Consider the following 13,940-nt stretch of genomic DNA (forward strand, 5'->3'; position numbering starts at 1 on the left):
GTTATAGTCAAGGGTGCCCTTGTTTGTTAGGTATGAATTATCCCATTCCAGCTAGTCCACAAGAAATAGTCGCCCTACGTCAACAACCAGTTGATGAAGAACTGGTGGTAATGGCGATTGCTGGTGTCATTCAAATTGCCCGTCAAGAGGGACAGTCCCTTGACGATTTAACTGCCGAAGTCTTAGCAGAAGACGATTGGCTTGATCACTCACAAAGAGTATTACTCAATGACCTGCTTGTCGAAGCCTGGGAGAGTCTGCCTGAATTGGAATGGCAGGCGTCTTAAGCGACGCCCGAGCTGCTTAGGCTAATTGCGACGACTCAAGCCATAATGCATCTACCTTTTTCATCATTGATTGATTGATTGGCATTAGACCTGCCAGACTTAGTAGTTTTCTGATCCTGTTTGCCTCAATTGTTGTTTATGCAAGCCTTTTGCCTGAGAACTCCGGCGAAGTCTATTGATTGGCAAATTTCCCCCAGTTAGAACACTACTCCTGAGTCAAACTAAATCTTTAACAGAACCAATCAATTCCTATTCCCCTTGCCTAGTAGCTCGATCACGCTCTCGTAGCTGCAAGAGAATTTGGGCATGAAATTCCTTGGTGATGGGATAGAAGTAAGCGAGTGCTATACCACCAATCAAGAATAGGGTTGGCAATGGTCCAATAGCGATACGGATGGCTAGCAGTGCGGAATCCGGTTGGGTGGGGACTGGTTGCCCAGCAGTAGATGAGATGAATCCTGACCACTCTAGGACAATACCGACTAAAAACAGTCCTAGGGCTAAACCAAGTTTTTGCAGCAAAACCATGAAGCCATAAAATATCCCTTCCCGACGCTGACCTGTGGTCAATTCATCGAGTTCAATCACATCGGGCACCATCGACCAGGGGATGAGATAAGCCACAGAAACGCCAAAACCAGCCATAACAGCTAAACAGTACATTAAGGCAACTTGACCAGGTTGTAGCAAAAATAGACCAACTTGAGCGATAACCCAGATACTAGTGCCCATAAAGTAAGCGGTTTTTTTGCCCAATCGCTCACTGACCATCTTCCAGAAAAACAGCATTAATAACGCAGTACCTTGAACCGCAAGGGCGACTAAGGGAAAGGTAGACTCGGGCAATCCCATCCAATTGACTACGAAGTAAAGCAGGATAGAACCGATTAACTGGACACCTAACCAGGAACACAGGTAAATACCAATCACATATAGAAAAGGCTGGTTACTGAATACAATCCGCAGTTGCTCAAAAAAAGATAAGGAGGCTGAAGTGTCAGCTTCAGAGCGCTCTGTGAAAGCAGAGCTATCTTTCAGGTGGGGTTCTGGGGTAGAAAATATCAGAGTTATACCAAAGACGGTAATTAGTAAACCAAGAAGACTGAGAAAGATACCAGTGATATCAGGGTTGCTAGTGGCACCCAATAATTGGGCAGTCACTGGGATAATCCGGGCAATGCCATAGAAAAATGATAGGGGTCCAATTAGGGTGAGCAGAGTTCCTACAGTCTTTTTCTGCTGAGTTCCCAATATAGGCTGTGCACCTCGTTCTTGGATGCGCAGCACACACCACAATATCGGCACCACCGCCAGCAAGGTGGTAACTAACCCTAGCACTAGATATTGCTTACCACTATCACCGGCATAGGCACTAAAAATTAATCCCCCTAGAATTAAGGTTAGGATGCTGCCACCGATGGAAAAGGTAAAGCGAAAGCTGTTGAGGCTAGTGCGTTCGTTGTAGTCTTGGGTGAGTTCTGGGGTTAGGGCGGTGTAGGGTAGGTTAACTGCAGTGTAGGCAATGTTGAAGAGAATAGCAATCAGAAGATAGTAGCTAAACAGTAACCAGTTATTAATGGTATTGTTATTGCTGAAGTGCGGGACAATCCACTGTAAGAAAAACAGAACACCAAAGGGAATTGCCCCAAACAGCATCCAGGGAATGCGACGCCCCCAACTAGAACGAGTGCGATCGCTCATAATCCCAACCATGGGATCATTGATGGCATCGGAAACTTTGCCAATCATCAGAATGCTCCCTGCCAAACCCGCTGGTAAACCAGCCACATTGGTTAAAAATGGCAGGAGGTAAAAGACTAAGAGATTGGCGGTCATGGCTGGACCCATATCTCCAGCACCATAAGCTAGTTTGGTGGTAAAGTTAAGCTTTTCGAGTCCACCGGAGACTTGGGGACGATTACTGGCATCAGAACTAGAAACATCACTCATAACCGATAAGATAATTTAGCTAGCGAATGTAGTGATAGGGATTTTTTTAGCAAAACGAATCACTCATAAGCCATTTCTAACATTAGACTTCTTGTAGAAGTAGGGAAATTCGGAACTTGGGTTTATTCGGAACAACGGCCAGATTCGGTCGAATAGTTTTCGACTTTTGTTTCAGGTCAATTCCCTGAGCAATACCTAACCAATATCAATGGCACGAACTATGTCAGAACTTTACGTCTCCTGGTCAGAGTACTATGAAAAAATCGAACGGCTCGCTGTCAAACTCTATCAAGCCGATTGGGATTTCAACCAGATTGTCTGTATTGCTAAGGGCGGATTACGGGTTGGTGATCTGCTCTGCCGCATTTACAATCAGCCCTTAGGGATTCTGTCTGCTGCTTCCTATACTGGACCAGACAATCGTATCCGAGGACCGATAACGTTTTCGAGCCACCTGGCCATGACGACGGCAAAATTAGGTAATCGGATCCTATTGGTAGATGATTTAGTGGATTCTGGTATTAGTCTACGAGAGGGGATTAAATGGCTTTATAGTCATTATGGTACAGAAATTGAGGAGATTCGTACTGCTGTGATCTGGTATAAAGCCTGTTCTGGGATTGCTCCTGATTACTATGTGGATTATTTGCCAGATAATCCTTGGATTCATCAGCCTTTTGAACCTTATGAGTCCATGAGTCCAGCTGATTTGGCTCAAACCTATTTAGTTACAGAAGTGTGATCCGATCACGGCAGAGTGAGCAGAGGCAGCACAGGGGACACAGAAATAGCACAGAAATAATAGTTGAAAGCAACCTAGACTGAACAGAAGTGATATAATATCGAGACTCGACTACCTTGCTCTACTCAAGCTGCCAGAATTTGAGATTGTCCCAGTAAATGCGATCGCTTTCTGGGGGGAAAGACTGGATAGTTTGGAAATTCTGATCCTAGAGGCAAGTGAGTAAGATTTCGCAATTCCGATGCAACCCAAGGGGCAATACCATGGGAAATTGTGATTGCGGACCTGTGATTAACTTAGCTATTACTTTTAGCCCTCAAAATGTCCTCAAAATGTCATTTTAGGGCTATACAAAGGTAGACGCTTAATTTGGCTGGCCTTAGGCTAGGGTAGCCATAAAAATTTACAGCTTCTCACTAAATCCTGCCGAATTGGCATCATACTATTGGTTAGGCTATCACTGGATATAGAGGTGACAAGCCATAATCTGATCTACTCAATACCTAGAACTAAATACCTAGAACAAATGGAAATGTCAACAGTAGAACAAACAGAACAAACGGAAATGTCAACAAACCCTGAAGCAGAAAAGAAGAAAGAAAATAAGAAAGGGTTACGAGGTACCCCAGCCCAAGCTACAACTCGTCTGCTACTACACTTGTGGGATCTAGGGGGATCAAAGCAGGAGGTGAAAAGAAAAGACTTAAGTGATACAGTAAAACTGAATAATGAGAGGTCTGGTGATTATACTGACATCTTTAAAACATTGGAAACAGATGGGACGATCAAGAAAACAAAAAAAGCCCGAATCGAGTATGTGTTTTTGACAGAGCAAGGCTTGCAAGTGCTAGATGCTGGCATCAAAAGCGCTGATTTTGAGTTTGACGGTAGTCTGGTCAGAGCTAAGGATGTCAAGGCTGTTCTAAATTGGATTCGAGAGAGAAGCTCAGTGGCTAAAGTGGTTGACCCAGGGGCTGATGCTGCGAAAACTGGGGAAAATGCGATCGCTTCTTATGAAACCTTTGAGTCGGTGGTCTTGGAGGTCTACGACAAGCTAAATCAGGACTATAACCTTGATGATCTCGTACCGATTTATCGGATTAGACGGGAAATTGGGGATAGTGTCAGTCGTTCCCAGTTCAATGAGTGGTTGTTGGAGATGCAGGCTAAGGATATTTTGCAACTCCAAGGCGGTAGCTTACCCGATAGCGATCCATCCCAAATTGAAGATTCCATCACAACAGAACTGAGTGGATTACGCTGCTATGCTAAGCGGCTATAATCCTAGGCTGGCCTGGTTATTGTAATAAATATCTGTTGACTGTTTGTAGCGTTTCCTCACACCAAAATGAATAACAGTTGCTCATGACTAACAGTTCATCTCCCCTTGAAGAACTCCACAATGCCATCAAAAAAGAAAACCCTTTTAACAAAGAGCCAGTTGTCAAGAAGCAAAATGTATGGAAAAAAGAATTACCTCACGTTACTTCTATCAATGCTCATGCCTCCGACGCTGTTTTTAAGGCAATTGAAGAAGTTCGTAGCGGGGAGCGTCAGGTTATTGGCATTACCATCAAGGCTAACAAAGGGTTAGGCAAAACTCATTTGCTCAGTAGGGTTCGCCATCAACTTCAAGCTGATGGCAGTGCTTGGTTTGTCTACATGACCGATTACAATGACCTTAATCGGATCAAGCCAGAATTTTTGAAAACCCTGGCATTAAGTCTTAAGGAGGTGGGTAGCCAGGGGGTGACTCAGTGGCAAGAGTTAGGAACTGCTTTAGCCAATGAGGCGATGAAAAGAAGTTACACATCTCAGCAGTTAGTCAATGTATTTCCCAATGCCTTGGCTAAGAATCCCAAGCTAATTGAACAACTGACTGATAAAGTTCTTGAAATCAAGAGCGACATCGATAATCCCTATCTGATCAAAGGGATTTTCTGGACATTATCAAAGCAGCATGCTCTTTATGCTATTAACTGGCTTTCTGGGAAAAGTTTATCCCAGAAAAAAGCTGACGAAATGGAGTTACCCAACGATTCGGAAGATGACAAAGATCATTTCGATATAATTTGTCATATTTTAGACCTAATTAGTGATTACAATCCCTTGGTGGTATGTTTTGATCAATTAGATGGTACAGAATGTGATGATGCAGGGTTTAGCAGAGCACAAGTTATTGCCAGCTTAGCAACAGATTTATACAATAGCCTTAAACGGGGGGTGCTGCTGACGGCTATGTTTCCTGAAACTTGGACACATCAAATTAGAGCATTAGAGTTAAATGATGCAGTTGTTGACAGAATTGGGGAGCGAGAAGTTGAATTAAAGCCTCTAAATTCTGATCAGATAATTGATCTAGTTTCCCTACGGTTAAAAGGGTTTTATGCTGACAATAAACTAACTCCTCCTCAGCGGTTTTATCCCTTTAGGGAAGAAACACTGAAAGAATTAGGTAAACAACGACCAACAGCAAGAGATGTTCTTAAATGGTGTCAAACTAACTGGGGATTACTTAATGGTCAGCAAGTTTCATCCCATAGACCTACTATAAATCCCGTTAGCTCTGCTTATAATAACGAGATCAAAAATATTGACAATATAGACAATGAAGAGTACATGGAGGATGACTCTCAACTCACTAACGCGATTAAGTTTGGCCTCAACCAACTCATCGGACAGATAGTGGCAGGAGTCACAATCGAAAAAATTGAAGCTCCGGTTAAGCCCAAAAATAAATACCTAGGGGTAAAGATACTTGGTAAACAAGAAGGTAATACGGTCAAAATTGGACTAGCGGTGATCCAAGCCTCTGTTGGAAACAGGGTAACGGCTGGGTTATCTCATCTTGGGGATTATAAAAAATATGATCTGACCCGTGGTTGTTTAGTCCGCTCTAAAGATATAAGTCCAAATGCCAAGAAGGCTCAAGAGTGTTGGAATAACCTGAAGGCTCAAGGAGGAAAATGGGTAGTGTTGAAAACAGAGGACGTTAAGCCCTTAATTGCGATTCGCGCTGTTTATGACAGTCGTGAAGACTATGAGTTGAGTGAAGAGCAGATTAAGGATTTTATCGCTAACACAAAGCTAGGAATAGATAACCGATTACTGCGAAAAATTTTGAGTGCTCCATCGGTCGAAATTCCTGAAGAGGCAGTGGATGAAGAGGCGTAAAGTTAAAGGATGATTAAGTCAACGAAGCTATATAGCAAAAGGAACAGCGGATCTGGAAACAGGGAGTAGGGAGTAGGGAGTAGGGAGTAGGAAAATTCGGATAACAATTATCACAATTACTACACGGATTATTATAGAATTTTTAGGTTTAACTGCTATAGTTAACAGGAGTTACACAGTTGAAGCCAGGGATGATATTAATTGATAGTAAGTGATCTAGATATTTACTAATGAGTCAGTAAGATAATGAGTCAGCAAGATAGAATTTCAATAGCCCTACTTTTACCGGCACCAGATATCGAAGCCTTACTCGAAGGGCGAATGATTGCTGCTATACCTCACTTATTTATCAATCCAGGACGTAAATTTGTCCTATATCCGTCTACACTATCAAGTAATACACTATCAAGTAATACACTATCAAGTAATACACTATCAGGTAATACCCTGTCTCTTGAGCACTATTATCGCCCTAGTTTTATAGAAATAGCCCAAAAAAGTCTAACAGCAGTGAATTCTGAGGAAACAGTTTTAATTAAGGCTTGGGCTAGGTGTGAACTTTGCCAACACCTGAAGAAAACTGAATCCTTGGAAAACTTATCACCGTTAACGGTATGGACAGCAGCCGGATTACAAGCAAGACTTGAGAAACAGCAGCGTATTTTCCTGGCTTACTTGCGGGTCTATCAGTTTCCTAAAGTGATTGAAATAGCTAGAAATAATACTAGTCAGCCCCTTGGGAAATTTGTTAGTTTAGGTGATAATATTAGGGTTACTGAGGATTGGCCAGTATTAAGCGATCGCATTTTCAGCCAACGCCGACACCAGCTAGAAAATCGACTACCGCCACTGTATCCGGAATTGGAAGAATTACAGAGTCAAATCGCTACCCTGGCGATTACTAACCCAGCGGCTGAAGCCCTTGACGAAGAGATAAAAAAATTTATAGGCTGGAGTAGCAACAAGCAATTAAGGTCATCTAATCCAGATGTAGCTTGGATAAATACCATAGCAGCATTAGGAAATCGCAGCAAAGAATTGGATAAAGGTAAAACTAATTATCAAGCTGGAACAGATTTTGAAATTATTGTTCGTGATAGCCTTAAGTTTCTCGGATTTACCATCGACCATGCTCACAAAGGTGGTGCTGGTGGCTTAGATTTATTCTGCTCAAAACCTTATCCATTGGTGGGTGAGTGCAAGGCTGGGAAAAAAATTCCTAACGATACGGCAGTACAACTGTTGAATTTAGGAACGTTACGTTTAAACAATCAAGAACTACTTAATAAAACGGCTAAGTTAATCATTGGCCCTGGTGAGCCGACTAAACAACTTATGGATGCAGCTATTGTACATGGTATGGCAATTATTAATCCTGAAACTCTTGAGAAGCTGGTGAAACTCCAAAGCCAGTATCCCAATTCCGTTGATTTAATTATACTAAAGAATTACTTGATACCTGGTCAAGCTGATCAGGAAGTTGAGAAATATATTAATCATGTTTCTGAAAAACTGAAATTGCGATCGCATATTGTCCACCTGGTGAAAAAGCTGATTGACAATAGAGATAATCACACGGTGGGAGTAGAGATGATCGATGGAGCCTATAACTTCTCAAATCCACCCCAGTCCTTGACCCATCCAGAACTACACGAAATATTGATTGAGCTTTCTTCTCCCTTAACTGGCTACTTGGGGCGAATCAAGGGCACGGATAGTAAAAGTGATTGCTTTTACTTCCTGCGGGACTTGCCCATGGATTAATTAGGACTTGTTCAGGATAGTTTTTTTTAAATTTGTGAGGTACATATTTTTAGGGAGCAGGGAGCAGGGAGTAGGGAGCAGGGAGCAGGGAGCAGGGAGCAGATAATAGGCAAGAGGCAAGAGGCAAGAGGCAAGAGGCAAGAGGCAAGAGGTAAAAAAAACTGTGTACCTCATTAGAAGATAAAGCGATATCGTAAAAATCTACCGGTTTATGTAACGTTTTATTTCAAGATTCAAAATTTCTGCTTGTGATCAATACCTAAAGCGTGATCAAGCTATAGCAGTCGCCAGGGCAGTTAGGACATGACAAAAGTCTCAAACCTAAGTAAGCGCAAGAGTTTGACTTCTGACTTCTGACTTCTGCTATACCATAGAGATACCCTTGAGCATGGCAAGAATGAGCTACTTTTAATGGCAAAATATATCTACCACGAAACGGTTAAAACGGCTCTGATCAAAGACGGATGGGTGATTACTAACGATCCTCTAGCATTAGCTGTTGGAGAGCGAACCGTTTACGTAGATATGGGATCGGAGAAACTTTTTGCAGCAGAAAAAGGTCGGCGACGTATTGCAGTTGAGGTAAAAAGTTTTATTCGTCCTTCTCCTGTACAAGACCTAGAAAATGCCCTCGGTCAATATGTGCTTTATCGAGGTTTGTTAAAAGAATCAACCAACCATCGATATCGAACATTATATCTAGCGATTCGCAATGCAGTTTACTTAGATTTTTTTCAAGAGAAAATTGCTCGAATTGCTATTGAAAACAATCAGTTGAATTTGCTAATTTTTGATGCAGAAGGAGAAGAAATAGTGCAATGGATAGATTAGATGAGTATTCCAAATTAATTCGAGAAATTCTAGAGCGTTACGCTCGGATTAGTTACAGTCACGGCGATATCCAAAGTTATGCCATTACTGATACTCTGAACAATCATTTTATGCTAATGGTTGTTGGCTGGGATGGCAAACGTCGAGTCCACGGCTGCATTACGCATGTTCAGATTATTGATGGGAAAATCTGGATTCAACGGGATGGTATCGAAGATGGCATCACTGAAGAACTTGTCGCTGCAGGGATTCCCAAATCAGATATTGTGCTAGGGTTTCACCCACCAGACGTTCGTCCCCATACTGGTTATGCAATCGCGTAGCGTGGCCATAGGTCAATCGATTTTTTCACTGGTTATCAACCAGGGGTGATTTCCGACTCTGAGATCAATCCGGTTTCCTCTCATTTCAAGCCAAACTGTGTCATCCTTTTAACCCCTTACTCTGTCTTGAAAACAGATGAAGGTATAGAGATTTTACTAGTTTACAATTCAATAAACAAAATAGTATAATAAAGGAAAATTAAATACATTTAATCTCTATAGCATTTCCAAATATATCATGAAAAATACTGCTAATTTTTCATAGCCAAACGCTATATAGTAATCAGATTTATCAAAAACTGAAATGGCGATTGGTCTGTGGCTACGCTACGGGAAACCATTAGCTGATTGCTCAATGATAGTACATTTGTATTAAAGTGTTGCTTCCTAGCTCCTGTTTTCTAATCAGCATCCATTTGTGGTCTGAAAATTTTTAGCCAGTCAATTTTTATGCATTATTCTTGGGTTAGTAAGTAGTAAAGTAATGTCAACCATCTGCGCCCAAACTTAAGTCAATATCAAGCCATCGGCACTTTCAAGAGTCTGCATCTTGACCCAAAGTTGCCCCTCAAGACTAAAATCATCTTGAGGAATTGACTTTTTGGCTCCTTGCCCCAATGGTGAAATTGTGAACCCCTTGATGAAGAGCAATGAGTGAATCTGAAAACCCCAATAACCTTCCCCTGCCTGAGTCTACTACCGAAATGGATAACCAGGATACTAAGAAGCAAGATCAGCAGCAGACCGACCATAACCCAAAAATGCTCAGCTTCGCACCAGTACCTGATGATTTCACAATCGTATCTGATGATATAGATAATCTTATTGAACAGTCAATACTAGAACAGACTATAGAATCACTGCTTACCACCATGGCATCATCAGTTACAGAAACGGATACTGATGGTACTGATGATACTGATAACACTGATATTGACACTGAGATAGCTGATGTTTCTGAGGAACAGTTAGCCAAAGATGGTGAATGGTTTGGCTTAGCTCAAAAACTGCGCTTGGACAATCATCGCTTACAGCAGCAAGTGACTCAGCTGCAGCAAGCACTCCAGGAAAAACAGCAGGAGTTAAACGGACAAGCTAAGCAATTGCGAGAGTACGACAAACTCCTGTCCACAAAAGATCTGGAACTCAATACAGTTCAAGACCAATTAACCCGTTTGTTCCACACTCTAGAATCATCCCATCAATCCGGTCAACGCCAGCAAATTTTGGTCGAAACCTTATCAGAACAGTTACAAAGCTCTCAGGATCAAGTTGTCAGACTCGAGCAGGACTATTCCCAAACCCAGCAGCGCTACAACGAACAATCTCATCAGCTGGTGCAATTGAAAGATACCTGTCGAGAACTTAGAACCCGTCTATACCGACAACAACAGCAAACCTTGCAATTTAAGGTAGCCTTAGAAAAGTGTCTGGAAATGCCTGCCTCTGAGAGTTCTTTAGTACAACAGCAAGAAAGTCGGAGCATCATTGCTCAGCAATCTCTGTTACAAAAAGCCCAGCCCATTAGACCCTGGTCTGCCGACCCAGATTTATTTGCAGAAGAATTTATTTTTAATAGTACTGGTAATTCTCCTGCCCAGTCTGAGTCTACCACAGAAAGCTTATCGGTTGACAGCAGCCAACCTAACCAAACTGATCCGATATCCCCAGCAGATGCTTTAGCATCAGGTGAAACTCAGGGAATCTCCCCTGAAAATGTGACAGCCAAAGAATTAGAAGTAGCACAACAGTTAATTGAACAAATGTCGGCCCTGGCAGAGGAATTTGGGTTGTCCGAGTTGCCATCAGAGTGGGCTGATACCAAAGTCGATGGCAGATCAGAACTAGAAACCACACTAGAAACCACTAACTTAGATGAATCTGACCAAACCGTTGTATTGACTAGTGACCCTGAGGAAACCAGTAGGTCAGAGGATACTCAAACCTTGGAGCCTGAAGCCAATCCATCGAGTCAGGAATTTCCAGAAGATATCATAGAGGCTGAGTCACAGTCAAATCAGACCAATGACGTATTTCCGTCTCAGGGTAAGTCGCCATCACCAGTACTCTATCCCCTACGTCCCTCCAAAGGGCGCAAATCCTTAGCGTCTATTGAATTACCAAGGTTTCCCCGTTATCGTTCTTCCTGAGGTTGACCCATAGATTAGGTTCGATGACACAATAGTTTCACATACTAATATATTAAAGAATTTAAAGTTCTGTAACCTCTGGCGTAAGACTATCAAAACCCTGCGGTAAACTAGCCCTTGATCCTTAAAATTCCCTGTCGTTTGCCTGAAACGCCGACAATACGAACCTAGGCAAAGATAATCCTGGTGGAATCATCGGGATTATTCCCAATTTTCCCAAGGAGACAGGTAAGCGGTTTGTCCGCAATGTCCGATAAAAAAATGTAGGAGTTCTTAAATCAATGTCTCATAGCGTTAAAATTTACGATACCTGTATTGGTTGCACCCAATGTGTTCGGGCTTGCCCTCTAGATGTATTGGAGATGGTTCCCTGGGATGGCTGTAAAGCTGGTCAGATTGCCTCTTCTCCTCGTACAGAAGACTGTATTGGTTGCAAGCGGTGCGAAACTGCTTGTCCTACTGACTTCTTGAGCATCCGGGTTTACCTGGGAGCTGAAACAACTCGCAGCATGGGCTTGGCTTACTAAGCATTAACCTAGCAATCTATCCGATGTTGACGGTTGACTGTTGATGGTCAACCGTTGACGGTCAACCGTCAACAAAGGACAGTCCACTCTTAGCACGGCTATAGTTTGAGTATTATGCTTACTGACTAAACTCAATACTATGTGTGGAATTGTCGGCTATATCGGTCCGCAAATCGCTACAGAAATTTTAATGGCAGGATTAGAGAAACTCGAATATCGAGGCTATGATTCTGCTGGCATTGCTACTGTCTCGGAAGGTGAGGTTCATTGTGTACGTGCTAAGGGAAAATTGCACAATTTGCGGGAAAAACTGGTACAAATCGAAAACCAGGCACGCATTGGCATTGGACACACGCGCTGGGCAACCCATGGTAAACCGGAAGAGTATAATGCTCACCCCCACATGGACATGGCAATGCGGGTGGCAGTGGTACAAAATGGCATTGTTGAAAACTACCGGGAATTGCGGGAGGAATTGATCCAGCGGGGACATGAATTCCGCTCCGATACCGATACAGAAGTTATTCCCCATCTAATTGCTGAGTGTTTACAGCAAAATTCTGCTTCTTCCTCTTCTTTCTTCTCTCCTTTCTTAGAAGCAGTGCGGCAAACAGTGAATCGATTAGAGGGAGCTTTTGCCCTAGCTATCCTTTGTGCTGACTATCCTGATGAATTGATTGGAGTGCGGCAACAGGCTCCTTTGATTATTGGGTTTGGTCAAGGGGAATTTTTCTTTGGCTCAGATACCCCAGCATTGTTACCCCATACCAGGGCAGTATTGAACTTAGACAATGGGGAAATCGCACGGTTAACTCCCCTAGGGGCAGAAGTTTACGACTTTGAGGGTCGTCGGTTGAATAAGTTCCCCCGTACCCTCAGTTGGAATCCCTTTCAAGTGGAAAAGCAGGGATTCCGACACTTTATGCTTAAGGAAATTTATGAGCAACCAGGGGTAGTGCGCAACTGTTTCGAGCGGTATCTCAATAGTAATTGGCATGCTAATCCTACACAGACAGAGGCAGACCTGGCTAATTCCCCAGTTCAGTTAGGCATACCAGAGTCACTGTACGAGGATGTAGAACAGATTCAGATTCTGGCGTGCGGAACCAGTTGGCACGCTAGTTTGGTGGGTAAATATTTGTTGGAGCAGTTGGCAGGAATTCCTACCATGGTGCAGTATGCATCTGAGTTTCGTTATGCACCAGGTCCGTTAACTAAGAATACCCTAACTATTGGGGTAACTCAGTCTGGGGAAACTGCTGATACCTTAGCAGCACTGGAGATGGAAAAACACCGTCGCAGTGGATTAGACCCTCTGTATCAGCCCCGACTGCTGGGAATTACGAATCGACCAGAAAGTTCTTTGGCTCAGTTGGTGCCTGATGTGATTGATACCCAGGCAGGGATTGAAATTGGGGTGGCGGCTACTAAAACCTTTGTGACCCAGTTAGTGGCCTTTTATTGTCTAGCGCTAGATTTAGCCGATCGACGTAATACTCTCGCCCCTGAAAAAATTCAAGCAATTATGGCAGGCTTGCGGCAATTGCCTAATCAGATTGAGCAGGTGCTGGAAAGTCAAGAAAAGTATATTGAAGAATTAGCCCATGACTTTGCGGAAACCCAAGACTTTATCTTTGTAGGACGGGGGATTAATTTTCCGATTGCTTTAGAAGGGGCGCTGAAACTTAAGGAAATTAGCTATATTCATGCTGAAGGCTACCCAGCTGGGGAAATGAAGCATGGTCCGATTGCTCTGCTGGATGCTAAGGTGCCTGTGGTTGCGATCGCAATGCCTGGTACTGTCTATGAGAAGGTAATTTCTAATGCTCAGGAAGCTAAAGCCCGGGATGCTCGGTTGATTGGGGTGACACCGAGCAATGGCAAAGAGGCGATGGATATCTTTGATGATTTGTTGCCTGTACCAGAGGTGGAGGAGTTGCTTTCACCAATTCTGGCAGTGATTCCGTTGCAGTTGTTAGCGTATCACATTGCGGCAAGGCGAGGCTTGGATGTGGATCAGCCCAGGAATTTGGCGAAGTCGGTGACTGTGGAATAGATTTTTTGTTGACTGCTCAACGGTGAAGGTTAAACACACCGACTAGTTAGGATTTGTCAATGCGATCGCATTTTGTGTAGGCATTTTGCGATCGCAAAATGCCCCTCAAATTAACCAAATTAGGACTTACCCATCA

Annotated in this window: 12 protein-coding genes; 10 read left to right on the forward strand and 2 right to left on the reverse strand. The window is 43.0% G+C overall.

Annotated features, from left to right (window positions below; all coding sequences use genetic code 11):
• The first annotated feature begins 32 nt into the window (after nucleotides 1-32).
• A complete protein-coding gene (locus F6K46_RS00400) occupies nucleotides 33-287 on the forward strand; it encodes a hypothetical protein (RefSeq protein ID WP_075898215.1) in 255 nt (84 codons plus the stop codon).
• A 249-nt stretch (nucleotides 288-536) separates the two neighbouring features.
• Here F6K46_RS00400 and F6K46_RS00405 read toward each other — a convergent pair whose 3' ends face one another.
• Nucleotides 537-2,237, reverse strand: a complete 1,701-nt coding sequence (locus F6K46_RS00405) for an MFS transporter (protein WP_075898213.1) — start codon at nucleotides 2,235-2,237, stop codon at nucleotides 537-539.
• Nucleotides 2,238-2,457: 220 nt separating this feature from the next.
• Between F6K46_RS00405 and F6K46_RS00410 the strand changes: the two genes are divergently transcribed.
• The 4 genes from F6K46_RS00410 (at nucleotide 2,458) to F6K46_RS00425 (ending at nucleotide 7,917) form a co-directional block, all read left to right on the forward strand.
• Nucleotides 2,458-2,979 carry a phosphoribosyltransferase family protein gene (locus F6K46_RS00410; protein WP_075898211.1) on the forward strand — a complete coding sequence of 174 codons (522 nt, stop codon included), beginning with the start codon at nucleotides 2,458-2,460 and terminating at the stop codon, nucleotides 2,977-2,979.
• A gap of 565 nt (nucleotides 2,980-3,544) precedes the next feature.
• On the forward strand, nucleotides 3,545-4,261 hold the full coding sequence (locus tag F6K46_RS00415; RefSeq protein ID WP_293051088.1) for a hypothetical protein: 717 nt from the start codon (nucleotides 3,545-3,547) through the stop codon (nucleotides 4,259-4,261).
• Between the two features lie 83 nt (nucleotides 4,262-4,344).
• Nucleotides 4,345-6,153: a hypothetical protein gene (locus tag F6K46_RS00420; RefSeq protein WP_293051086.1), complete on the forward strand. Its 1,809-nt coding sequence runs from the start codon at nucleotides 4,345-4,347 to the stop codon at nucleotides 6,151-6,153.
• 246 nt (nucleotides 6,154-6,399) lie between these two features.
• Nucleotides 6,400-7,917: a DUF1802 family protein gene (locus F6K46_RS00425; protein ID WP_293051083.1), complete on the forward strand. Its 1,518-nt coding sequence runs from the start codon at nucleotides 6,400-6,402 to the stop codon at nucleotides 7,915-7,917.
• Here the strand turns inward: F6K46_RS00425 and F6K46_RS00430 are convergent, their stop codons facing one another.
• On the reverse strand, nucleotides 7,918-8,091 hold the full coding sequence (locus tag F6K46_RS00430) for a hypothetical protein (RefSeq protein WP_293051080.1): 174 nt from the start codon (nucleotides 8,089-8,091) through the stop codon (nucleotides 7,918-7,920).
• Between the two features lie 237 nt (nucleotides 8,092-8,328).
• On the opposite strand from F6K46_RS00430, the gene F6K46_RS00435 reads away from it, so the two are divergent.
• The 5 genes from F6K46_RS00435 (at nucleotide 8,329) to glmS (ending at nucleotide 13,804) form a co-directional block, all read left to right on the forward strand.
• A complete protein-coding gene (locus F6K46_RS00435; RefSeq protein ID WP_293051077.1) occupies nucleotides 8,329-8,748 on the forward strand; it encodes an element excision factor XisH family protein in 420 nt (139 codons plus the stop codon).
• Nucleotides 8,736-9,071: a XisI protein gene (locus F6K46_RS00440; protein WP_075898203.1), complete on the forward strand. Its 336-nt coding sequence runs from the start codon at nucleotides 8,736-8,738 to the stop codon at nucleotides 9,069-9,071. Before F6K46_RS00435 ends, F6K46_RS00440 begins: the two co-directional genes overlap by 13 nt.
• A gap of 650 nt (nucleotides 9,072-9,721) precedes the next feature.
• Nucleotides 9,722-11,221 (forward strand): hypothetical protein, encoded by a 1,500-nt coding sequence (locus F6K46_RS00445; protein ID WP_293051071.1) that lies wholly within the window; start codon nucleotides 9,722-9,724, stop codon nucleotides 11,219-11,221.
• A gap of 281 nt (nucleotides 11,222-11,502) precedes the next feature.
• Nucleotides 11,503-11,748: a photosystem I iron-sulfur center protein PsaC gene (gene psaC, locus F6K46_RS00450; RefSeq protein ID WP_015145320.1), complete on the forward strand. Its 246-nt coding sequence runs from the start codon at nucleotides 11,503-11,505 to the stop codon at nucleotides 11,746-11,748.
• A 139-nt stretch (nucleotides 11,749-11,887) separates the two neighbouring features.
• A complete protein-coding gene (gene glmS / locus F6K46_RS00455) occupies nucleotides 11,888-13,804 on the forward strand; it encodes a glutamine--fructose-6-phosphate transaminase (isomerizing) (protein ID WP_293051068.1) in 1,917 nt (638 codons plus the stop codon).
• Nucleotides 13,805-13,940: the final 136 nt, after the last annotated feature.

Origin of the sequence: Moorena sp. SIO3E8, assembly GCF_010692445.1 — a bacterium.
In the GTDB taxonomy this organism is placed as follows: domain Bacteria; phylum Cyanobacteriota; class Cyanobacteriia; order Cyanobacteriales; family Coleofasciculaceae; genus Moorena; species Moorena bouillonii.